The sequence below is a fragment of the Pseudomonas sp. B329 genome (assembly GCF_023127835.1).
Taxonomy (GTDB): domain Bacteria; phylum Pseudomonadota; class Gammaproteobacteria; order Pseudomonadales; family Pseudomonadaceae; genus Aquipseudomonas; species Aquipseudomonas synxantha_A.
Genome location: NZ_SPKP01000062.1, coordinates 53425 through 75619, shown reverse-complemented (window position 1 = coordinate 75619; position 22195 = coordinate 53425). Strand labels below are relative to the sequence as shown.

Below are 22195 nucleotides of genomic sequence, written 5' to 3'. Positions count from 1 at the left end.
TCCCGTGCCAGGCGTTTCATGGGCTGGGCCAGCAAGTGGTGATGGCGCGCAGCAACGGGGTCGTGCAGGTGCCTCGGCGTGTCAGCCAACCAGCGGCGCCGAAGGTGGCTTTGGCCGCCCAGCCTGCTGCTGCGCCGCAACACGGCGTGGCGGCACCGGTACCGGCCGCGGCCGCGGATCAATTTACCCTGGTGCGCCAGGAAGTCATGGCCAGTGTGGCCAAGGCATTGAAGGTCGCCCTGGAGGTGATCGATCCACAGGAGTCATTCTCCGATTACGGGCTTGACTCGATCACCGGCGTCAACCTGGTACGGGTATTGAATGAGCGCCTGGGTATCGACCTGGGCACTACGGCACTCTTCGACTTTTCTACCGCCACGCGTCTGGCCCGGCATATTGTCGAGCAACATGGCGCGCACTTACCGCAGCCCGCGGTGACACGTGCGGCAGCCGCACCGGTCGCGCCCTTGGCCGTTGCAGTGCCGACAGCGTCCTCGCCTGCCGCCGCCCCGGCGCCAAGGGTTCAGTCGCCCGAGTCCTTCGTGCGAGAACCCATTGCCATCATTGGTATGAGCGGCCGCTTTCCCGGCGCCGAATCCCTCGAGCAATTATGGGAACATCTGGCCCAAGGCCGCGACCTGACCACCCCGGTCGAGCGCTGGGACCTGCGCGGCTCCCAAGCCGATGTGTCAGGAAAGGGCCTGTGCCAGCGCGGTGGCCTGTTATCCCGGATCGATGAGTTCGACGCGTCGTTCTTTAACATCTCTGGCCTTGAAGCCACTTGCATGGATCCGCAGCAGCGGCTGTTCCTCGAGCAGGCCTGGACGGCACTGGAAGATGCCGGCTACGTAGGGCAGGCGACTGAGGGGCAACCGGTGGGGGTTTATGTAGGCGCCAGTGCCAGCGACTATCGCAGCCTGTTCGCTGAAGCTGCGCCCGCGCAAGCCTTCTGGGGCAACGCCAGCTCGATCATTCCTGCACGTATCGCCTACCATCTGGATTTACAGGGCCCGGCCATTGCCGTGGATACCGCCTGTTCCAGTTCGCTCGTCGCGATCCACCTGGCATGCCAGGCGCTCTGGACCGAGGAGATCGGCATGGCCCTGGCCGGCGGTGTGTTCGTGCAGTCAACCGCCGGGTTTTATCAGGCGGCGCAAACCGCCGGCATGCTCTCGCCCAGCGGGCATTGTCACGCGTTCGATGCGCGTGCCGACGGTTTCGTCCCCGCCGAAGGCGTCGGTGTGCTGATCCTCAAGCGCCTTCGCCAGGCGCAGGCGGATGGCGATTATATTCATGGCGTGATCAGTGGTATTGGCAGTAACCAGGATGGCGCCAGCAATGGCATCACTGCGCCGAGCGCGCAATCCCAGGAGCGGCTGATTCGCCAGGTGCACCGTGACTTCGCGATTGAGCCGGGTACGATTTCGATGGTGGAGGCCCATGGGACGGGTACACCGCTTGGCGACCCGATCGAATTCGAAGGCTTGACGCGAGCGTTCGCCCGACCTGGGCAGCAGGCAGGCTACTGTGCCCTGGGGTCGATCAAATCCAACCTTGGGCATTGTGTGACTGCGGCCGGAGTCGCCGGTGTGCTGAAGGTGGCGCTGGCGCTGCGCCACGGCCAGTTGCCTCCGGCAGCGGGTTTCACCCAGGCCAATGCGGCCATCGCCGTTCAGGGCAGCCCCTTTTATGTGCCGGATCAACTGCGTCCCTGGGCCACACTCGACGGTGTGCCACGGCGTGCCTCGGTCAGCTCCTTCGGGTTCAGCGGTACCAACGCTCACCTGGTGATGGAGCAGGCGCCGCTTCCACAACAGCGCGGCGCGTCCGGGGCCGGGCCCTGGCTGGTAGTGCTGTCGGCGCGCTCCGCGCAGCAATTGCGCGAGCAGGCGAGCAATCTGGCTGCCCACTGTGTGGCCGTGCAACGGTTGGACATGGCAGCGATGGCCTATACGCTGATGGCGGGGCGCAAGCACCACGAATGGCGCCTGGCCATGGTCACCCATGACGCCGGGCAATTGCAGCAAAGTCTTGAAGGCTGGTTGCAGGGGCGCGACGAGGCGACGGTGCATAGCGGGCATTGGGACGTACGCCGTTTCGTTGAACAACAGGAGGTGCTGCAGGCGGCCCGCGAGTGCCTGATTCGTCTGATGGGCAATCGCGATCAATCGACACGTGGCGAGGCATTGACCTCCCTGGCGCAAGCGTTTGTACAAGGGTATGAGCTGGATTATTCCAGCCTGTTCATGGCCGATGAGCGGCGTCGCGTGCCGTTGCCAACCTATCCGTTCTTGCGTCAGTCCTATTGGGTATCGGCGCCCGAGGTCGAGGAGCCGACGGCGGTACCGGCAGAGGAGGTGGCGGGCCAGTGGTTGTTCTGCGCGGAGCAATGGCGGGCTCACGACCTGCCGAGCAACTTTGACTGGGCAGCAAGCATCAAGGCCAGGTCTGGCGCGCGCGTGGCGGTGGTCACCCGTGAACTAGCGCGTTTCGATGCCTTCAGCCAACTGCTCTGCACGCTGTGGGCGCAGGCAGGGAGCCCGCCGCCGTCCGTCCAGCGCCTGCTGCCGGATGCACTGCCGGCTCGGGGGGCGTTACCCGAGGTGATCTTCTTCATCGGTGAGAACTCCAGCGACGGGAGGGCGTCGCCACCCGGAGGGTTGGACGCGATCAAGCAAGTGTTGGAGGTCAGCCGGCATCTGATGGCGACCGATTGGGAGCATGCCGTGGAGTGCTTCCACGTGTATCGCGCAAGCGGTTCCGGCAGCGACTGTGACGCCCAGGCAATCAGCGGTTTTGCGGCTTCCGCGAGCCTGGAGAATGCTCGGCACGGCTGGACGTTATTGGAATGTGACGCCGTGGCCGGCCCCGCCAGCGATTTACAGTTGATTGTGCGTGAATGGCTGGCTGCCGACCGTCAGGGCAGTGCGCCAGCCGTGGTCAAGTACCAGGGTACCCAGCGTTTGCGCCGGCTATTGGTTCAGCGTGAGGCGGCTGAGGCGCAAGCCCCGCGCTTTCGCCGCGATGGCCATTACCTGGTAGTGGGCGGGCTGGGGCCGGTGGGCGAGTTGTTGTGCCAGGAACTGGCGGGCACCTTCCAGGCGCGCCTGAGCATCGTCTCGCGCTCGGCGCCGAACGCCGAGCAACAGGCTCGCTGCGATGTGCTGCGCGCATTGGGCGCCACGGTCGATTACAGCAGCGTCGACATCACTGACCTGCCGGCGCTGCAACAGGTGGTCGAGCGTCGCGTGCAGGCGGCCGGGCCTTTGCAGGGTGTGATTCACTTGGCGCGGCTAGTGGATGACGGCTTGATTGTGGCCAAGCAGTGGGAGGCGTTCGAACGCTCGATTGGGGCCAAGGTCAAGGGCACGATAAACCTGGATCTGGCCACTGCCGATCAACCCCTGGCGTTTTTCACCGTGTTTTCGTCCATGGCGGCCTATGGCATCCGTGGTTCAGCCGATTACGGGTATGCCGCCGCGTTCCAGAATGCTTTCGTGCGCTACCGTCAGACGCTTGAGCGCCAGGGCAAGCGTCATGGCGTATCGAGTGCTTGCACCTGGGGTGCCTGGTGCGTGGATCGATACATGCCGGCCAATCGCCCGGCGCATTTGCAGGCCCTTGGGTTAGGGCTGATCGACATGCAGTCGGCGTTCGAGTACCTGCATACCGGCGCCGAACCGGGTGTGGTCGGCGCGATGAAAGTGCTCGATCCGGCCCTGGCCTGTCGCGGTCTGGGCATCGAACCTTTACCCGCGTCGAGTGTGCCGCCGGCTGGCGATGCCATCGGCTTGCACGCCCAACTGCACGCCTGGGAACAGGCGTGCGAGGCCGGGGCGACGCCGGATGCCGCGCAATGGTGCAAAGTGCTCAGCCGCTTTGAACTCGACGCTCTGGATGAGGCGACCATTGACCGTCTCGACCGCTTGTTCTTCCCCAGCGCACCCCGGCCGGCAACGGTCGGCGCGGGTGCACTGCTTGAGCAAGTGCGCGAAGTGATTGAGCGGGTGCTGGTGGTTGATGAGCCTGACCTGGACACCGCGTTTTCCCGGTATGGCATGGACTCGGTGGGCGCCATGCAGGTGTCTTCGGCATTGAGTCGGGCCTTGGGTTGGCTGGTGGAGCCGCGCTGGCTGGTACAGCACGCCACCATTCGTGCCCTGGCCGAATTCCTGCAAAGCCGGAACGAGGCCGCCACCCAATGACCGATCACTCTTCACTCTCAAGGAATGTGACCATGGACCAGAGTCCAGCGCTGCCCGATCTGGGCAGCTCCTTCGTGCTGCCCAATGGCGTGCGCCTGAAAAACCGCCTGGTCAAGGCCGCCATGAGCGAACAGCTCGGAGATCGACGCCATGATCCAGGGTCTGGCATGGAGAACCTCTACCGCCAGTGGGCACAGGGCGGCATAGGTTTGTCGATATCCGGCAACATCATGGTCGATCGCAATGCCATCGGCGAGTTGAGAAACGTCGTGCTGGATGCCCACAGCGACCTGAATGCATTCCGGCGCTGGGCCCTGGCAGGCAGTAGCCATGGCACGCACCTATGGGCCCAACTCAACCATCCGGGCAAGCAGATCATCAAGCTGCTGTGCGACGAGCCGGTGGCGCCATCGGCCATCAGCCTGGGCAGCGGGCTGGAAAAACACTTCAATTGCCCGCGCGCACTGACTGAGGACGGCATCGAAAAGATCATTGCGCAGTTCGCCACCAGTGCGCGACTGGCCAAGGTCGTCGGGTTCACTGGCGTGCAGATCCACGCGGCCCATGGCTATCTGATCAACCAGTTCCTGTCACCGCTGCACAATCAGCGTAGCGACCAGTGGGGCGGGAGCCTGGCCAATCGCATGCGCTTTTTGGTCCGGGTCTACCAGGCGATCCGCAGCGTGGTGGGTGACGCGTTTCCAGTGGGGATCAAACTCAACTCGGCGGACTTCATGCGGGGTGGCTTTACCGAAGAGGAGTCGTTGCAGGTGGTGGTAGCCCTTGGCAATTTGGGGCTCGATCAACTGGAAATATCCGGCGGCACCTACGAAAGCCCGGTGATGGTCGGCAACCAGGCGGCCAGCACCCGCGAGCGCGAAGCCTACTTTCTCAATTACGCGGCCAGGGTGCGCGAGGTCAGTACGCTGCCGTTGGTAGTCACCGGTGGTTTCCGCTCTGGCGCTGCGATGACCGCGGCGCTGCGAGACGCGGCCACCGACTTCATTGGGCTGGCACGTCCACTGGCGCTGGAGCCGGACATGCCGGTCAAGCTGTTGTCCGAAGCCACTTACCGTGTCGACCTGCGGCCCTTGAGTACAGGCTTTGCCGCCCTGGACCGCATCGCGACGCTCGATGTGTCGTGGTACGAACATCAATTGCAACGTATGGCCCGCCACCAGTTGCCTAAGCCCGGCCTGAGCGAGTGGCTCAGCCTGGGCAAGACCCTGCTGGATTTTGCCGCCTGCGCCAGGAAAAAGCGCAGTACGCAGTGCTCAACCTATAAGCGCTGATAGGTGGCAGCCCTTAGGCACTCTTGTACATTGCGCCCGACAGTCCCTCCCATGAACCCTGAAAGGCGGAACATGTACATGGAAGAAATCTATACGTTCGTAGTCAGTACGCTGGCTTCCAGTTGCAAGGTTCAACCCGGCGATATCGAACCGACCACCAACTTGTTCGCCGATCTGGGGATCGATAGCGTGGATTTTCTCGATGCGGTGTTCTGCATCGAGAAGCACTACGACATCCGTATCCCGGTGGGCCAATGGATGAGTGCCGTCAACGAAGGCAACGCGGCAATGACTGATTACTTCGTGATGGAACACTTCGTTGCCCAGATCGCTGCTCGTGCGGCAGCCTCGGCATGAGTGATACCTGGGCCGTCGGTTGGCCCCGGAAGATTCAGGCATGCGTAGGCAGGTAGTCGTTACCGGCGGCGGCCGAGGCATTGGCGCCAGTATTTCCACGGCGTTGGTGCAGGCCGGGTTTGTCGTATTGATTGTCGGGCACCGTGGCATCAGCGCGGGCGTTGCCTTGTGCGAAGAGCTGGACGCCCGATACGGCGCAGGCAGCGCACGCTGGGTTGGCTGCGACCTGGGCGATGCCTTGGCCGTGGAGGGCCTGTGCCGCTCGCTGGAGGCAGAAGACATTTATGGTCTGGTGCATTGCGCGGGCGTCAGCCAGGACAGCCTGGCCGCCGTTGCGGACCTGGATACCGCGCGGCACATGATGCAAGTCAATTTCTGGGCATTTGTGCAGTTGTACCAGGCCCTGGTGCGGCCCATGTCCATGCGCCGCGCAGGCAGAATCCTGTGCATCGGCTCGGTCGCAGCCGACTTCGGTATGAAGGGAAATGCGTTGTACGCCAGCAGCAAGGCAGCGCTGCGGGGTTTTGTACGTTCGAGCATGACCGAAGTCGCCTCGCGCGCTATCACGATCAATTGTATCGAGCCGGGTTTTATCGAGACGGCACTGCTGGATCGCTACGCCGAACAGCGTTCGGCCATCGACCGGCGGATCCCAGCGGGTCGCTATGGTTCGCCGGAAGAAGTGGCGGGGCTGGCGGCGTTTTTGTTTTCAGAGGCCGGCAGCTACATCAACGGGCAACATCTCACCGTCGATGGTGGCCTGTCACGCAGCATGGCCGGCTAGCCAACCTGTAATGAGGAGGTTTGATGCGGGCGCTTCAACTGGTTGATAAACAGCGCCTGGCGCTGCGCGAGCTGGTGTTGCCTGCCAGGCCCGCGCCGGGTCACGCACGGGTGCGCATGGCGTTCATGACGCTTAATCACCTGGATCTTTTCGGTTACCGCGGGATGGCCTTCGCACGACGGACATTGCCTGTCACGGTGGGTGCCGAAGGCGCAGGCTTTGTGCAGGACGTGGGGCCAGGTAGTGACCCCGAACTGATCGGGCAGGCCATGGCGATCTACCCCAGTGTATTTTGTGGGTGCTGCCCGGCCTGTCTAGCCGGCCGGGAGAACCTGTGCGCCGACTCGCCCGGCGTAATGGGGTTTCATTGCGACGGGGTTGCCGCCGAGTACGTCGATGTCCCGCTGCGTATGCTGGTGCCGATACCTGCTGGCGTGCCCATGGAAATGGCGGCCTGCGCGCCGGTGACCTTCGCCACGGTGCACCATATGTTGATCGACAACGCACGCCTGATGAGCGGCGAAACCCTGCTGGTGCACGCGGGAGGCAGCGGGATCGGCTCAATCGCCATTCGCCTGGCCCGTCACCTGGGTGTCACGGTATTCGCAACGGTTGGTCGTGCCGACAAGGTTGAGCGTGCCCGGGCATTGGGCGCCGAATATGTGATTGATTACCGTGAGGAACGATTCCTGCGGGTGATTCGCGAGCAGACGGCACGCCGCGGGGTCGACGTGGTGTTCGAGCATGTGGGGGCCGATACCTGGGAGCAGAGTCTCCTGAGCCTGGCGCGTGGTGGCCGCCTGGTGATCTGCGGCTCGACCACAGGCGTGGAGGCGCCCACTAACCTGATGCACCTGTTCAATCAGCAAATTCACATTCATGGCTCTTTCGGTGCGCCCCTGAGTGGGCTGCGCGATGCATTGGCGTTGATCCAGCAGGGCGTGTTGCCCGTGATCGACTGCGTGATGCCGGTGGCCGGTTTCGAAAGTGGCTTGCAGCGCCTGCGCGAGCGGGATGTGTTCGGCAAGATCGTATTGCAATTCTAATCCGCGCCGGCGCCTGCACGCGCCGGCGTTTTTGTCGCTTGTAGGAGGAGGTGAAGATGGAAATCAACGTGGCGCAGCAAACGGTCAGTGAGTCGATCCGTGAGTTGAAGTTGCCGGGATGGGAGACGGCGTCGATCGAGACTGAAACGCACTTGCAGGGTGAACTGGGCATCGATTCCCTGCACAAGCTGATATTGCTCACGCGCTTGCAGGAACGCTCGAATTTCCAGTTTGCACAACTGAACAACGAGGCCTACAAGTTTGACACCGTAGGCGATCTGGTCAATCTCCTGGTAGCGCATGGCTAGGTGCCCTGCGCTACCTTGATTCAGGGTGCTGTCGGGGATAATGATTGAAGGGTATCGGCGACGCTGTGTTCCAGCGGCCGATAGCTCAATTGAAAGGCGCGCCTGGCGCGCTGGTCATCGAATACCCGGCGCACGCCAAGGTTCTGTCGCAGATAGCGACGCGACAGGCGTGGGTTCAGCATCGCGCTGAGGTACATCAACCAGTCGGGTGCTCGTCTTTGGGGTGCCTTGCTGTCGGGAAAGCGCTGCTTGATCATTGTGGCCAGTTCCAGCATCGAAGCCTCATGGCCCGGCACGATAAAGCGCCCCTCAATGACGTCATCCAGCGCCGCGCGCACATGCAGTTCGGCCAGGTCGCGCACATCCACGAAATGAAAGTTCAGGTCCGGGCAGGCCGGTGTCTTGCCCGTGTGCAGGTCATGGAGGATGGCAATGCTGGTGGCAGCATGCCGGGGGTCGAGCACCGGCCCGATGATCACCGATGGGTTGATGCACACCACGCGAGGCTCGCAGGGCCAGGGCTGGAAGGCGTCCGTCACCAGTCGCTCGGCGGCTGTCTTGGAATACCAGTATGGGTCGCTGGCTTCCAGGGAGGCATGGTTCCAGTCGGCCTCGCTGAAGGCGTGCCCGGTTGGCATGTCTGGCGACAGAATGGCCGCCATCGACGAGGTGTACACGAAGGTGCGCACGCTGGCGGCCTGGCGTATGCCGTCGATTACGTTTTGCGTGCCGTTGACATTCATTTCCAGGGTTTGCTGCCAAAGCCGCGAGCCAGGCCGGGCGTTGTTAGTGACGCTGGCGGCGCAGTGAATAACGGTGTCGCACTCACTGAACAGGGCATTGCACGCGCCTGGCTGCGCCAGGTCGACTACGTGTAGGCGCAGTTGCGCGTGGCGGGCTGCCAGGCCTTGCAAATGCGCAGTGGGGCGGCGCAACAGGGCGTCGACGGTGCAGCCGTGGTGCAGCAGCTTTTCCACAATATGGCTGCCCAGAAAGCCTGAGGCGCCGGTGATACAGATGTGTCGGGGCATCGGTAGCGATCCTTGGGTGTTCACACGGTTGCTGGGTATAGCCCAGACCGCGATCACTGACTACTACAAGGTCTTATAGGTTTCCCGCCGATTTCGATCCGCTAAGTTAGTCGCTGCACCCCCTGAGCAACCACCGGTTGAGCCGGCTAAAGGATAGATAAATGACCCAGGCCGAAGTCTTCGATTTGATCGTCAAGCATGCCCGCGAAACCCTCCCTGAACTTCAACAACCCATCGCCCGGAACGACCGCCTGGTGGACCTGGGCGCCAATTCGATGGACCGCGCCGACATCGTCGCCATGACTTTGAGCGCCCTTGGGTTGCGCATGCCAATGGTGCAGACGCAGGCCGCTCGCAATATCGGCGAATTGGCCGAGTTGCTTCATGGCAAGCTCTGACACGCAAGGGCTGTTGATCAGCGGGCTGGGCGTGGCTTCGTCCATCGGCACCGGTCAGCATGACTTTATCCAGGCCTTGCTGGCTGGCAATCATGCTTTTTCGATGATGCGCCGCCCGGGTCGTCAGTTGGAAAGCACATTCATCGGTGCTGAAATCGATGTGGACGAGCAAGCCGGCGCCAACCTGGAATCCGGTTCGCGGGGCATGTCGTTCTCTGCGCGCATTGCCCTGGCGACCTTGGCAGAAGCGTGGGCGGATGCGCAGCTGGATCAGTGTGACCCGACGCGTATCGGCCTGGTGGTCGGTGGCTCTAACTTCCAGCAGCGCGCCATCGAGCAGGCCCATGCGCCTTGCGCGCTGACCCCGTACTTCATCAAGCCCAGCTACGCGACGCAGTTTCTCGATACCGACCTGTGTGGAGTTTGCACCGAGCGCTTCCCCATTCGGGGGTTCGCTTACACTCTGGGGGCTGCGTCGGCCAGTGGGCAGATGGCGATTATCAATGCGGCCCAGGCTGTGCGAGCCGGGGATGTGGACGTGTGCATTGCCTTGGCGCCGGTGATGGATCTGTCGTATTGGGAGTGCCATGGCTTTCGCTCCCTGGGGGCGATGGGCTCGGACCGTTTTGCCGAGAGTCCGGCCCTGGCGTGCCGCCCTTTTGACCGTGATCGCGATGGGTTCATCTACGGTGAATCCAGTGCAGTCGTGGTGATTGAAAGCGAGGCCAGCGTGCGCCGCCGTGGCGTTTCGCCGTATGCGCGGATTGCCGGCTGGTCAGTGGCGATGGACGGCAATCGCAACCCCAACCCTTCGTTTGACGGGGAGTCCTGTGTGATCCGCCAGGCCCTGGACAAGTCGGGCTGGCAGGCGCGCCAGGTGGACTATATCAACCCGCACGGCAGTGGCTCGGTACTGGGTGATGAAACCGAACTGCGTGCCTTGGCTCATTGCGGCTTGCGCGAGGCGTCGATCAACGCGACCAAGTCCCTCATCGGTCATGGCCTGGCTTCTGCCGGGCTGGTGGAGACCATAGCCACGGTACTGCAAATGAAGGCCGGGCAACTGCACCCCAACCGCAACCTGGATCACCCCCTGGATACCGGGTTCGCATGGGTCTGCGACCGCGCTGAACAGCACGCCCTGCGCTGTGCACTCAACCTCAGCTATGGCTTCGGCGGCATCAATACAGCGTTGTGTCTGGAAAACTCAGGAAGGCTGCAATGACGAGGCAAGTGGGTATCGAGGCAATGAACGTATTTGGCGGCGCGGCGAGCCTGGATGTGACCATGCTTGCGCGACACCGCAAGCTGGACTCCCAGCGTTTCGGCAACCTGTTGATGCACGAAAAGAGCGTGGCGTTGCACAGCGAAGACCCGGTGACGTTTGCCGTGAATGCCGCCAAGCCACTGATCGATGCCTTGAGCCCGCAAGAGCGCGATCAGATTGAGTTGTTGATTACCTGTACCGAGTCGGGAATCGATTTCGGCAAGTCCGTCAGTACTTATGTGCATGACTACTTGGGGCTGAAAAAAAACTGCCGGGTTTTCGAACTCAAGCAGGCCTGCTACTCGGGCACTGCCGGTTTTCATAGCGCGGTGCAGTTCGTGTTGTCCCAGACCTCGCCCAATGCCAAGGCACTGGTGGTCGCAGTGGACCTGTGTCGCTTCCTGATGATTGGTGAAGGCGGCGCCGCAGCGCAGGACTGGGCTTTTTCGGAACCCAGTGGCGGTGCGGGCGCAGTGGCCATGTTGATCAGTGACAAGCCGCATGTATTCAGCCTCGACATCGGCGCCAGTGGTTATTACAGCTTCGAGGTGATGGACACCTGTCGGCCGGAGCCCGACAGCGAAGCCGGGGACGCCGATCTATCGTTGATGTCGTACCTGGATTGCTGTGAGCAAACCTTCAATGAATATCGCCTTCGGGTCGACGACGTGGACTATGCGCGCACGTTCGACTACCTGGCGTTTCACACGCCTTTTGGTGGCATGGTCAAAGGCGCGCACCGCTTGATGATGCGCAAGTTCGCGCCAGCCGACCCGCCAGCCATCGAAGCTGATTTCGCCCAGCGTGTGGCGCCCGGGCTGGCGTACTGCCAACGCGTGGGCAATATCATGGGGGCCACGATGTTTCTGTCCCTGGCCGGCATCATCAGCACCGCGCGGTTCGATGAGCCTCGGCGTATTGGATGCTTTTCCTATGGCTCGGGTTGCTGCTCGGAGTTTTTCAGCGGTACGGTCACGCCCCAGAGTCGTGATCATCTGTCTGCCCAGGCCATCGCACAACAACTCGATAGTCGCTATAGCCTGAGCCTGGCTGAGTACGAGTCAATCCTGCTGGGCAATGACGCCGTGCGGTTTGGTACCCGCGACCACACCGTCGCCTGTCCAGTCACCGACAGCGTAATCGCGGCGGGAGGGTTGTCGGGCAAGTTACTGTTAAGCGCGATCAACGGTTACCACCGCGAATACAGTTTCCAGCCATGAACTTCCAGGCCACCGAGTTTCGCACTGAAGGCAGCCTGGCATTCCTGCGTTTTGCGCGTCCTGAGTCGAACAATACGATCAACCGCCAAATGGTCGACGAATGCCTATGGGTATTGGAACACTGCCAGGCGCATTCGACCGTGCTGGTGCTTGAAGGCGGGCCCGAGGTTTTTTGTTTCGGCGCAGATTTCCAAGGCATGCATGACGACGCCGTGCGCGGCGCCAGCGAACGCCATCAACCAGAGCGGCTCTATGAAATCTGGCAGCGTATGGTTACCGGTTCGTTCATCACGGTGAGTCATGTACGGGGCAAGGCCAACGCCGGGGGCATGGGCTTCGTGGCTGCGAGTGACATCGTTCTCAGCCATACCGATGCCCAGTTCAGCCTCTCGGAACTCATCTTTGACGTAATGCCGGCGTGTGTGTTGCCGTTTCTGATTCGTCGCGTGGGCTTCCAGCGCGCGCATTACCTGACGCTGTCGACCCAGCCGGTCAGTGCGGCACAGGCCAGCCAGTGGGGGCTGGCGGACGACGTGGCAAGCGATAGCGATGCGTTGCTGCGCCGCCACCTGTTGCGCTTGCGGCGCCTGTCCAAGCATGGCGTCGAGCAATACAAGGGCTATATGAACAGGCTGTCCACGTTACCGTTCGACGCCCGACAGATGGCCATCGAGCAAAATCACCAGGTATTCAGCAACCCGCGCACCCGCGAAAACATCCACCGCTATGTCAGCCACGGCCTGTTCCCATGGGAGCCTGATTGATGTGCCTGACGGGCGCGCCCATGGCTGGCGAATCGTTGCAAAGAGGAGTGCCGATGGACAGTGTCATCGATTTTCAGGCGCGTGACGACGGGGTAGTGGTGCTCACGCTCCAGGACCGTGAGCATAAGAATACCTTCACGCCGGCGTTGATCGACGGATTGATACAGGCCTATGCGCGAATCAACGCCAGCGACGCCTACAAGGCAGTGGTGATCACGGGCTACGACAGTTTTTTTTGCAGTGGCGGCACCCGCGAAGGGCTGCTTGCCTTGAACCAGACGCGTGGCGATTTTACCGATGCCAATGTCTACAGCCTTGCATTTGAATGCAAGATCCCGGTGATCGCCGCGATGCAGGGGCATGCTATCGGCGGCGGCCTGGTAATGGGCTTGTTCTGCGACATCGTGGTGTTGTCCCGCGAGAGCCTGTATACCGCCAACTTCATGAAGTACGGCTTTACCCCCGGCATGGGCGCGACCTATATCCTGCCCTCCCGGCTCGGTAGCCTCGGCCAGGAAATGCTCCTGGCGGCGCAGAGCTACAGTGGTGCGCTACTTGAAGCACGCGGCGCGCCGTTTGCAGTGTTACCGCGTGCCCAGGTGCTGGCCCACGCCCTGGAGTTGGCGATGGAGTTGGCCGACAAGCCCCGGTTGTCGCTGGTCACGCTCAAGCACCATCTAAATCGCAAGCTGCGCGAAGACCTCCCCGCGGTCATTGAGCGTGAGCTGGCGATGCACGCGTTGACAATGCATCAGCCGGAAGTCGGCGAGCGAATCTCAACCTTGTTTGGCCGGTGAGAGAGACCCTTATGACCCTGAAGACCATCCTCGACGAACTGCGCGAGGGCCGGCTGAGCATCGAGCAGGCCAAGGCACGCCTGCGTATGCTGCCGGCACCCCAGCCGACGGCGCAAACCCCTGATCCCGTGGCGGTGGAAGCTGGCGATATTGCCATCATCAGCATGGCGGGACGCTTTCCTGGTGCGGCGTCGGTGGAGCAGTTCTGGGACAATTTGCGTGCTGGCGTAGACAGCATTACGCAAGTGCCGGCGACCCGCTGGGATACCGACACGTATTTCAGTGCACAAAAGGGTGAGCCGGGCAGGGCGTATTGCCGATGGGGCGGGTTCATCGAGGATGTGGACCGTTTCGATTCACTGTTTTTCGGCATTTCTCCGCGCGAAGCCCAGTTGATGGACCCTCAGGAGCGCCTGCTTTTGCAGGAGGTCTGGACCTTGTTCGAACGCATCGGCTACACCCGCGATTACCTGGCTGAGTCCTGCGACGGCGAGGTCGGGGTGTTTACCGGTTCGATGTATCAGCAGTACCACGCGTTCGACGCCGATGTGCCGCGCAAGGCCACGGTAGCCTTGTCATCGACCGCAAGCATGGCCAACCGGATTTCGCATTTTTTCAACCTCAAGGGTCCCAGCCTGGCGCTCGACACCATGTGTTCCTCGGCGGCAACGGCGCTGCATCTGGCCTGCGAAAGCCTGCGCAGCGGCAGTTGCCGGTTGGCGGTGGTGGGGGCGACGAATCTGTCTATCCACCCGTTCAAATATATTGCGTTGTGCCAGGGGCAACTGCTCGCCAGTCATCCGGGGGTTCGAGCCTACGGGCAGGCAGACGGGTTCCTGCCCGGTGAAACCGTGGCTGCGGTGCTGCTCAAGCCGCTCAAACAGGCGATTGAAGAAGGTGACACGGTCACTGCGGTGATCAAGTCCACCGCTATCAGCCACAAAGGCTATACACCCGGCTACAGCGTGCCGAGTGCTGCTGCGTTCGAGACCCTGCTGTCGCGGCATTTCCAGCGCTCGGGCATCGACCCCCGGAGTGTCGATTACGTCGAGACCTCGGCCTCAGGTGCAACCCTGGGCGATGTCGCTGAGTTCCAGGCGTTGCGAAGCGTCTATGGGCCGCGCAATACGCACTTGCCACACTGCCGTCTGGGTTCGGTGAAGTCGAACATTGGCCATGCAGAAGCCGCGATTGGCCTGGCGCAGGTGATCAAGGTGGCGTTGCAACTGCGTGACCGGGTGCTGGTGCCGTCGATCCTGACCGAACCGCTTAATCCACAAACCCGCGCTGATGAGGCGCCGCTGCGGGCCCAGCGCAGCCTGGAGCATTGGCACCATCCCAGCGATGCACCTGGCGGCATGCCCTGGCCGACACCGCGCCGTGCCGCTGTGCATACATTCGCCGCTGGCGGTGCGAATGCCCACCTGCTGTTGCAGGCGTACGACGCTGCACCCGCCGCCGTTGAGCCGGTCTCAACGCCAGGCCCGTGGCTATTGGTTTTTTCCGCAGCGACTAACGAGCGCCTGCAGGCTGTGCTTGGCAGTGCTCGGCAAGCATTGGCTGCCACCCCTTCGCTCACCCTGGATGACTTGGCGTTTACCCTCAGCCAGGGTCGTGAAGCCATGAACTGCCGGGTGGCATGGGTGCAGCGCCAACCTGGCGCCTTGCTCGACACTCTGGATGCGGCGCTGGCCTGTGTTCACCGGCAACAGGGCAGTGTGGACGGCGTGGTGATTCACTATGGTGACCTTGAGGAGGTCGAGGTGCCGGATACCGCGCCCCTTGAGCGCCAGACGTTGAGCCTGGAAGAGCAGGCCCGGGCCTGGGTCGTTGGACAGATCAGCCTGCAACAGGTGTCTCGCCAGGCCAGCCTGCGTGCTGGCCGCCGCATCGTCGAGCTGCCGACTTATCCGTTTGCCAAGGTTCACTGTTGGCTGCCGACCGTTGACACATCCGCCACGCCTGCGCCTGCGATAGCCATCGCGCTGGAGGCGAACGCCGAGGATGTGCATGAGGTGGTGCGTGCGCAAATCGCCGCACTGACGCAAATCGATCCGCACACGTTGCAATTGGGCAAGCCGTTGCTTGATTACGGTTTGAATTCAGTGACCATGCTGGTGCTGGCGGCTTGCCTTTGCCAGGCATTGGAGGGGCTGGATGAGAGTCGTGACGGCCCGCAGTTAGTGCTGTGTAGGACAGCCGGCGCGCTGATCGAACAGCTTGAGCAAATGCTCGCTCCCACGCCGCCTCCGGTCAGCGAGCCGATGCCGTCGACCGCTACGCCGATCGTGCCGAGTGTGCCTGCGGCGAGTAACTATGTTGCGCCGGAACAATTGCAGGTGTACCACCGCAACGGCTACGCCTTCGATTTTGCCCACCAACCCGCCGCGCTGCCGGAGCGGGCATGGGCCGGCAAACGCGGTGTGGTGCTGGGGGCCGGGCCGGCTGGCCTGGTGGCAGCCCTGACCCTGGCGGCCAATGGTTTCGAGCAGGTGTATGTGGTCGAAAAGCGTACCGCGATCAACCGTATGCAAATGGTCACGCTTTACCCTCACACCTTGCCCTACCTGAAAAGCATCGGGGTGCTGGATGCCGTGGCACGGCGCGCCGCACGGATCGTGCGACACGATTTCTACCTCAATAGCGCCGGGCAGCGCACCCGGTATTTCTCCCGCGAGTTGCCGGCCGGCATTCTCGACAGTATCGATGCAAGCATGGCGTATGGAGACGAGACAGTCGCCGAGCTGTTCGTGGGTGAGTCGGTGATGGCCATTTCCCTGGCCGACTTGCAGGCGGTGTTGATGGAGCAGGCTTGCGCGCGGGGCGTGCGGTTTATCGCCGACCATCAGGCGACGGTGGTCGCCGACGACAGCAGGCCCGCTACCTGGCAAGTGTTGCTGAGTGCAACGGCAGGTGCGCCGTCATTCCCCCTCGATGCCGATCTGGTTGTGGTCGCTGACGGTGCGCGCAGTGCCGTGGCCCAGGCCGCGGGCATCGAGTGCACGCTGCTGCAGACCCCTCAGGGCAGTGAGAGCTGGTATGTGTTTCACTGCGCCAGTGAGGTTGCGACGTCACGCTTGAGCTATGAGTTCGCCTTCGATTCGCGCGGGCGTCTCGATCACTGCGCTTTTGGCCTGGCCTACCCTGTGCGCAAAGAGTTTGGCGTGGCGTTCTACAGCAGCACACCGACGCCACCGGCGCTCGAGCTGCTTTTGGACAAAGCTGACTTCTTCGCCAAAAGCTGGGGCGTCGAGCACCAGGGGATCAACTGGTTGACGCAACGTATTGCGGTGCATCACAGCAGGGCCGAACGGGTAGTTGATGGCAACCTGTTGTTGGTAGGAGATGCAGCCGGCACCGGCTCGCCCAACGCCGGCCTGGGTTCGGGCCTGGCGATTTCGGCCTATGGCTGGGCCCTGAACGAGTATTGCCGGCGGGCTGCGACGGATCGGGAGGCCGCGGCGGATTTCTATCAGGCCGCCGCCAGCCGCTATCCGTTGGCATGGCAAAGCCGTTCGCTGCACATCTGGGACGAGATCAACAATCTGGCAGCAGGCGTGGCGGGGCAGCGACAAACCGGTACATGAGGCACCTTGGGGCAAGCAGGCACAGTGAAGAGAGGGACACACAGCATGCAACTGATCACGCACGATGGCTTGAGCCTGGAGGTGCTACACACGCAGGCGCCGGGTGGCACCGTGGTGTTCGTCAATGCCCTGGGCATCGGCAACGCCGTGACGCAGGGCGTGGCCCAGGCGCTGCAGGCGGCCGGTATTGGCTTTGTCACCTGGGAACGGCGCGGATTGCCGGGGGCGTATGACGATAGGTTTCGCGAATATGCGCTGGACGATCAGGTGCGCGACCTGGAACACCTGATGGCCATGCTCGCTCCTGGCCCGGTGGTACTGGCCGCCTGGTGCACCGGCATTCATACCGCGTTGGCTTATGCGCGCAGATGGCCCGCACGCTTGGAGGCGCTGCTGTTGTTCAACAGCCCGAATTTCTTCAATAGCCGCTACAGCGCAGTGGCTGGCGATGCCATTGGCAAGGTCAGTCGCATATTGGTCGAAGATGAGTCCAAGCTCGATTTCATGTACCACACCATCTTCGCCAATAACACGGAACAGACAGCCACCCGCCTCACAGGGCTGGCCGATGCGCGCATCCGCGGCTTGGTGGAGGCTCCCTTCAAAAGCGGCCCCCAGGCATTGCTGCGCTATATGTACCTGATCCAAAGCGCCGCTGAGCCTGAAGTGGATCGCCAGTGGTGTGCCCCGATCAGCGTGCCAGTCCTGGTGATAGGGGGGCGGCAAGACACCATGGTGTCGTTCCAGGACTCACTGAGCCTGGGAGAGATTCTGCCCAATGCGCAGGTGCGCATCATGGACGATTGGGGGCACTACACGCTTTTCTCTGATACACAAGAGAGTGTATCCAAGGTTATGCTGGGGTTTCTGCAAACGCTGGAAGCGTTTGACTGTCGTACCGTGCCACCTGCTTTTCTCACCCCTTTTTGTGCGCCGTCAGTTGTATCGGCCGCCAGTCGACAGGGTGAGGCAGACGTGGATTGACGGGCGATGGCGGCGGCAGACCGCCAGGTAAGGTAAAGCCCCGAGGGGGTGCTTTTTTTGTTTTTACTGACAGGTGTGACTGATGAGTACGGAAGGAAGTGGGCCGGTTAGATTTCCGGCAATGGAAGATGCGGTACTCGAGCGGTGGGAAAAAGAAAAGACGTTCGAGCAATCCATCAGCGCCCGTGAGGGTAAGCCGGTGTACGTATTTTATGACGGCCCGCCGTTTGCTACCGGCCTGCCGCACTACGGCCATATTCTGACTTCCTATATCAAAGACGTCATACCGCGTTACCAGACGATGCTCGGCAAACAGGTCCCACGCCGCTGGGGCTGGGATTGCCACGGCTTGCCGGTGGAGTTCGAAGTCGAGAAGGCCATGGGCTTCAAGTCCAAGCGCGATATTCTCGAGTTTGGCGTGGAGCAGTTCAACGACGAGTGCAGAGAGCTGGTGCTCAAATACGCCGATGACTGGCGTGGCTTTGTCAACCGGATGGGCCGTTGGGTCGATTTCGATGGCGCCTACAAGACCATGGATAACGACTACATGGAGTCGGTGCTGTGGGGCTTTAAAACCTTGCATGACAAGGGGCATGTCTACGAGGGCGGCAAGATCGTGCCTTACTGCGTGCGTTGCCAGACGGTGTTGTCGAATTTCGAGGCGCGCCTGGACGACGCCTTCCGCCCGCGCCGCGATATGTCCGCCTATGTCAAGTTCAGGCAACAAGATCGCCCGGACACTTTCTTCCTGGCATGGACCACCACACCCTGGACGTTGCCTGCCAACGTCGCACTGGCCGTGGCCGCCGATGAAAACTATGTGTGCATCGAGCACGGCGAAGAGCGCCTATGGCTGGCCGAAGGTTGCCTGGGCGGCTTGTTCGATGAGCCGGTGATCCTGGAACGCTGTACCGGCGCAGAGCTGGCTGGGCTGCGTTATCTGCCGGTGGTCGGCGAGGTGATCGATGCCTCGGCCCATCGCGTGGTCACCGCCGACTTCGTACAGATGGGCGATGGCTCTGGCATTGTCCACATTGCCCCTGCGTTCGGTGAGGACGACGCCTTGCTCGGGCAGCAATACGAGTTGCCTGCACCTAACCCTGTTCGCGACGACGGTACCTTTTCCGATGCGGTGGCGCAGTATGCCGGGCAGAATATTTTCGAGGCCACGCCGCGCATCCTTGCAGATCTGAAGAGCAGTGGCTTGCTGTTCAAGCAAGAACAGATCGAACACAACTATCCACACTGCTGGCGTTGCGATAACCCTCTGATCTATCGCGCGGTAGAGTCCTGGTTCATCCGCGCGTCGGCGCTGCGCGAGCAGTTGGTGGAAAACAACAGCCAGGTCAACTGGGTGCCCGAGCATGTGAAGGAAGGGCGCTTCGGGGACTGGATCCGTAATGCCCGCGATTGGGCGGTGTCACGCAACCGTTTCTGGGGTGCGCCCATCCCGGTATGGCGCTGTGACCAGTGCGGCACCGTCGAGGTGATGGGCAGCATCGCGCAGATCGAAGCGCGTTCCGGGCGCAAGGTCGAAGACCTGCATGTGCCTCATATCGACGAGCATCGTTTCGCCTGCCAGTGCTGCGAGGGCACCATGAGTCGGGTGACCGGTGTTTTCGATTGCTGGTTCGAATCGGGCGCAATGCCGTTCGCCAGTCGGCACTACCCGTTCGAAAACAAGCAGGAGTTCGAACAGACTTTCCCTGCCGACTTCATCGTCGAGTACCTTGCGCAGACCCGCGGTTGGTTCTACACGATGATGGTCATCTCCACCGGCTGTTTCGAGCAGAACCCCTTCAAGAACGCCATGTGCCACGGGGTGATTCTGGCCAAGGACGGTCGCAAGATGTCCAAGCGCCTGAAGAACTACCCCAACCCGATGGATCTCATGCAGACCCACGGTTCGGACGCCTTGCGCGTGGCCTTGCTGGCATCGCCGGTCTGCAAGGGAGAGGACATCAAGTTCAGTGAAGAGTCGGTGCGCGACGTGGTGCGCCGCTACCATCTGCTGTTCTGGAATTGCCTGCAGTTCTATAAAACGTTCACCGAAATCGACCAGTTCAGTCCTTCCGGCGACCTTGGCCAGCCCCTGGACAATGTCCTGGACCACTACTTGTTGCATGAGTTGGCGGCGCTGGAATCGGATATCAAGATGTGGATGGAGTCTCTGGATTTTTCCAAGATCTATTCGCGTATCGAAGTGTTCATCAACGTCTTGAGTACCTGGTACCTGCGCTTGAACAAGGCACGCATCTGGCGCGATGGCCTGGATGACGACAAGCGCCAGTGCTATGAAGTGCTGCACTACGCGTTATCTAATTTTGCTCGTCTGCTGGCGCCCTTCATGCCGTTTCTGGCTGAGGCGGTCTACACCGAACTGGGGTATGCCGACTCTGTGCACCTGCAAGACTGGCCGAGCATCGATCGCCAGTACCTGTCGTACGAGCTGGCCGATGAGATGAGCAGCCTGCGTAACTTGATCGCCAGCGTGCGCAATGTGCGCGAAACCAATGGGGTTTCGCAGAAGTTTCCGTTGCGCAGCATTCGCGTCGCGGGTATCGAACAGGCCGTACTGGAGCGCTATGCACAGTTCCTCGAGGAGGAACTCAACGTCAAGCAGGTCCAGTGGGCCGCCGATGCCGACGAGTGGGCGCAGCCCGTGGTGGTATTGATCTTCTCCTTGCTCGGCAAGCGACTGGGCCCGGCGATGAAGGCGGTCACCACAGCGGTGAAGGCTGGAGAGTATGTAATCGATGAACAGGGGGGGCTGGTTGCCGCAGGGCAGACGATCCAGCCCCACGAGTTCGAGCGTCGCCTGACCGTGCGTGACACGCTCAATAACGTCGGGATTGTCGAGAACATGGTGGTCTGGCTGGACTTGGACATCGATGCCTCGCTCAAGCGCGAAGGCGCCGTACGTGAGCTCAACCGCAGGCTGCAAGACCTGCGCAAGAAAGCCAAGCTGGGCTACACCGAAAAAGTCGACATCGCCGTGCTCGGCGGTGCCTATGTCGATGAGATCCTGGTGCACCACGAGGACTGGCTCAAGAGCCAGTTACTGGTCCAGAGCTTGTTGCGCAGCGATCTTGAGGCGCCGCTGGCAGTGGACGAAGTCGAGCTGCCCGAGGGCGACCCTGTGCGTATTCAACTGCGCCGTAGCGTACTGGCCTGAGGCAATGCCGACCTGGTGCCGCGCTGTCGAGCGGCACCAGGTGGTGCCGCTGGAGTCACGATGGATCGTGAGTGGCCGTTACCACCGGGCGATATCCAGTTGTGGGTCTGTCGTGATGAGTTGATCGTCGCGGCTGACCTGTTGGCCGAATATGCCGCGGTGCTCAGTGACAGTGAGCGCCAGCGGATGGCGCAATTTCATTTTGCCCGACATCGCCATCAGTACCTGGTTACCCGGGCGCTTGTGCGTCATGTGTTGTCGATGTATCGCCCCGGTATTCCCCCGCAGCACTGGTGCTTTGCCTACAACGATCACGGCAAGCCGTGTATCGATCCGGTGTTGGACCCCTCGCAGTCCCTGCACTTCAATGTTTCCCATACCGATGGCTTGATCGTCATGGCCGTGTCGCGACAGGCAATCGGCATCGATGTTGAAGACCTGCAGCGCCAGGGCGACGGCGTTTCGGTGGCCGATACGTTCTTTGCGGCCGCCGAGCGCCACGACCTGCAGCAGTGTGGCGCAGCGCACCGTGCGCAGCGATTTTTCGAGATATGGACACTCAAGGAAGCCTACATAAAGGCCCGCGGCGAAGGTCTTGCTGTACCGCTCGACAGCTTTGCCTTCCGGCTGGGGCCAAGCTGCGGGCATTCCCTTCAATTCAACCCACCGACAACCGACGCCCGGCATTGGCAATTCTGGTCAACACTGCTGCTGGCGCGCTACTGCCTGGCTGTGGCTGCCTGTCATGAATCGCCTCGGGCCAGGTTTTGCCTGCGCGTGCAGGAAGTCATTCCCCGCGTGCGTACCCTCGACCTGGCCTGCCTGTGTCGGCGCCAAGCGGCCCCCCACACGGTGACGCCGCCATGGAGGCTGCCGGGCATCTGCGCCACACCCGAGATCGACCTCGGCTAATTTACCTATCAGTGCTTATAGGTTTGGATCGCGCCGCTTTTGGTTATGCTTTTTTCGCTGGGCACTGA

16 protein-coding genes are annotated in these 22195 nt (G+C 61.7%); 15 read left to right on the top strand and 1 reads right to left on the bottom strand.

Going from position 1 to position 22195, the window contains the following annotated elements:
• The 6 genes from E4P00_RS27155 to E4P00_RS27130 form a co-directional block, all read left to right on the top strand.
• A partial coding sequence (locus tag E4P00_RS27155; protein ID WP_248133365.1) for a beta-ketoacyl synthase N-terminal-like domain-containing protein occupies positions 1-4205 on the top strand: 4205 nt, incomplete at its 5' end.
• A gap of 32 nt (positions 4206-4237) precedes the next feature.
• Entirely contained in the window at positions 4238-5497 is a 1260-nt protein-coding gene (locus E4P00_RS27150) for an NADH:flavin oxidoreductase/NADH oxidase family protein (RefSeq protein WP_032877027.1), read from the top strand.
• 78 nt (positions 5498-5575) lie between these two features.
• The gene (locus tag E4P00_RS27145) at positions 5576-5854 is read left to right on the top strand and encodes a phosphopantetheine-binding protein (RefSeq protein WP_032881025.1); all 279 of its coding nucleotides are present in this window, start codon (positions 5576-5578) and stop codon (positions 5852-5854) included.
• Between the two features lie 40 nt (positions 5855-5894).
• The gene (locus E4P00_RS27140) at positions 5895-6638 is read left to right on the top strand and encodes an SDR family NAD(P)-dependent oxidoreductase (protein WP_032877026.1); all 744 of its coding nucleotides are present in this window, start codon (positions 5895-5897) and stop codon (positions 6636-6638) included.
• A 23-nt stretch (positions 6639-6661) separates the two neighbouring features.
• A complete protein-coding gene (locus E4P00_RS27135; protein ID WP_032877025.1) occupies positions 6662-7684 on the top strand; it encodes a zinc-binding dehydrogenase in 1023 nt (340 codons plus the stop codon).
• Positions 7685-7740: 56 nt separating this feature from the next.
• Entirely contained in the window at positions 7741-7992 is a 252-nt protein-coding gene (locus E4P00_RS27130; protein WP_032877023.1) for an acyl carrier protein, read from the top strand.
• A 20-nt stretch (positions 7993-8012) separates the two neighbouring features.
• Here E4P00_RS27130 and E4P00_RS27125 read toward each other — a convergent pair whose 3' ends face one another.
• Entirely contained in the window at positions 8013-9023 is a 1011-nt protein-coding gene (locus tag E4P00_RS27125; protein WP_248133364.1) for an NAD-dependent epimerase/dehydratase family protein, read from the bottom strand.
• A 161-nt stretch (positions 9024-9184) separates the two neighbouring features.
• Here E4P00_RS27125 and E4P00_RS27120 point away from each other — a divergent pair, with 161 nt between their 5' ends.
• From E4P00_RS27120 to E4P00_RS27080, 9 genes are all read left to right on the top strand, one after another.
• Positions 9185-9421, top strand: a complete 237-nt coding sequence (locus E4P00_RS27120; RefSeq protein ID WP_032877021.1) for an acyl carrier protein — start codon at positions 9185-9187, stop codon at positions 9419-9421.
• On the top strand, positions 9408-10646 hold the full coding sequence (locus tag E4P00_RS27115) for a beta-ketoacyl synthase N-terminal-like domain-containing protein (protein ID WP_032877020.1): 1239 nt from the start codon (positions 9408-9410) through the stop codon (positions 10644-10646). Before E4P00_RS27120 ends, E4P00_RS27115 begins: the two co-directional genes overlap by 14 nt.
• Positions 10643-11908 (top strand): hydroxymethylglutaryl-CoA synthase, encoded by a 1266-nt coding sequence (locus tag E4P00_RS27110; protein WP_032877019.1) that lies wholly within the window; start codon positions 10643-10645, stop codon positions 11906-11908. The genes E4P00_RS27115 and E4P00_RS27110 overlap by 4 nt, the downstream gene beginning before the upstream one ends.
• Complete coding sequence (locus tag E4P00_RS27105; protein WP_032877018.1) at positions 11905-12672, top strand: enoyl-CoA hydratase/isomerase; 768 nt, start codon at positions 11905-11907, stop codon at positions 12670-12672. The genes E4P00_RS27110 and E4P00_RS27105 overlap by 4 nt, the downstream gene beginning before the upstream one ends.
• Before the next feature lie 53 nt (positions 12673-12725).
• Positions 12726-13469: a polyketide synthase gene (locus E4P00_RS27100; protein ID WP_032877017.1), complete on the top strand. Its 744-nt coding sequence runs from the start codon at positions 12726-12728 to the stop codon at positions 13467-13469.
• Between the two features lie 11 nt (positions 13470-13480).
• On the top strand, positions 13481-17056 hold the full coding sequence (locus tag E4P00_RS27095) for a beta-ketoacyl synthase N-terminal-like domain-containing protein (protein WP_216090990.1): 3576 nt from the start codon (positions 13481-13483) through the stop codon (positions 17054-17056).
• Positions 17057-17101: 45 nt separating this feature from the next.
• Positions 17102-18040, top strand: a complete 939-nt coding sequence (locus tag E4P00_RS27090) for an alpha/beta hydrolase (protein ID WP_103735466.1) — start codon at positions 17102-17104, stop codon at positions 18038-18040.
• 82 nt (positions 18041-18122) lie between these two features.
• Positions 18123-21215, top strand: coding sequence for an isoleucine--tRNA ligase (ileS, locus tag E4P00_RS27085; RefSeq protein WP_078820779.1), 3093 nt, complete (start codon positions 18123-18125; stop codon positions 21213-21215).
• 60 nt (positions 21216-21275) lie between these two features.
• Positions 21276-22127, top strand: coding sequence for a 4'-phosphopantetheinyl transferase superfamily protein (locus E4P00_RS27080; protein ID WP_078820780.1), 852 nt, complete (start codon positions 21276-21278; stop codon positions 22125-22127).
• Positions 22128-22195: the final 68 nt, after the last annotated feature.

Bases quoted from the DNA above. Each gene is read 5' to 3' on its own strand.
- E4P00_RS27095 (WP_216090990.1), top strand. From the start codon at position 13,481: ATGACCCTGAAGACCATCCTCGACGAACTGCGCGAGGGCCGGCTGAGC.
- E4P00_RS27145 (WP_032881025.1), top strand. From the start codon at position 5,576: ATGGAAGAAATCTATACGTTCGTAGTCAGTACGCTGGCTTCCAGTTGC.
- E4P00_RS27150 (WP_032877027.1), top strand. From the start codon at position 4,238: ATGGACCAGAGTCCAGCGCTGCCCGATCTGGGCAGCTCCTTCGTGCTG.
- E4P00_RS27110 (WP_032877019.1), top strand. From the start codon at position 10,643: ATGACGAGGCAAGTGGGTATCGAGGCAATGAACGTATTTGGCGGCGCG.
- E4P00_RS27125 (WP_248133364.1), bottom strand. From the start codon at position 9,023: ATGCCCCGACACATCTGTATCACCGGCGCCTCAGGCTTTCTGGGCAGC.
- E4P00_RS27115 (WP_032877020.1), top strand. From the start codon at position 9,408: ATGGCAAGCTCTGACACGCAAGGGCTGTTGATCAGCGGGCTGGGCGTG.
- E4P00_RS27140 (WP_032877026.1), top strand. From the start codon at position 5,895: ATGCGTAGGCAGGTAGTCGTTACCGGCGGCGGCCGAGGCATTGGCGCC.
- E4P00_RS27090 (WP_103735466.1), top strand. From the start codon at position 17,102: ATGCAACTGATCACGCACGATGGCTTGAGCCTGGAGGTGCTACACACG.
- E4P00_RS27130 (WP_032877023.1), top strand. From the start codon at position 7,741: ATGGAAATCAACGTGGCGCAGCAAACGGTCAGTGAGTCGATCCGTGAG.
- ileS (WP_078820779.1), top strand. From the start codon at position 18,123: ATGAGTACGGAAGGAAGTGGGCCGGTTAGATTTCCGGCAATGGAAGAT.
- E4P00_RS27120 (WP_032877021.1), top strand. From the start codon at position 9,185: ATGACCCAGGCCGAAGTCTTCGATTTGATCGTCAAGCATGCCCGCGAA.
- E4P00_RS27135 (WP_032877025.1), top strand. From the start codon at position 6,662: ATGCGGGCGCTTCAACTGGTTGATAAACAGCGCCTGGCGCTGCGCGAG.
- E4P00_RS27105 (WP_032877018.1), top strand. From the start codon at position 11,905: ATGAACTTCCAGGCCACCGAGTTTCGCACTGAAGGCAGCCTGGCATTC.
- E4P00_RS27100 (WP_032877017.1), top strand. From the start codon at position 12,726: ATGGACAGTGTCATCGATTTTCAGGCGCGTGACGACGGGGTAGTGGTG.
- E4P00_RS27080 (WP_078820780.1), top strand. From the start codon at position 21,276: ATGGATCGTGAGTGGCCGTTACCACCGGGCGATATCCAGTTGTGGGTC.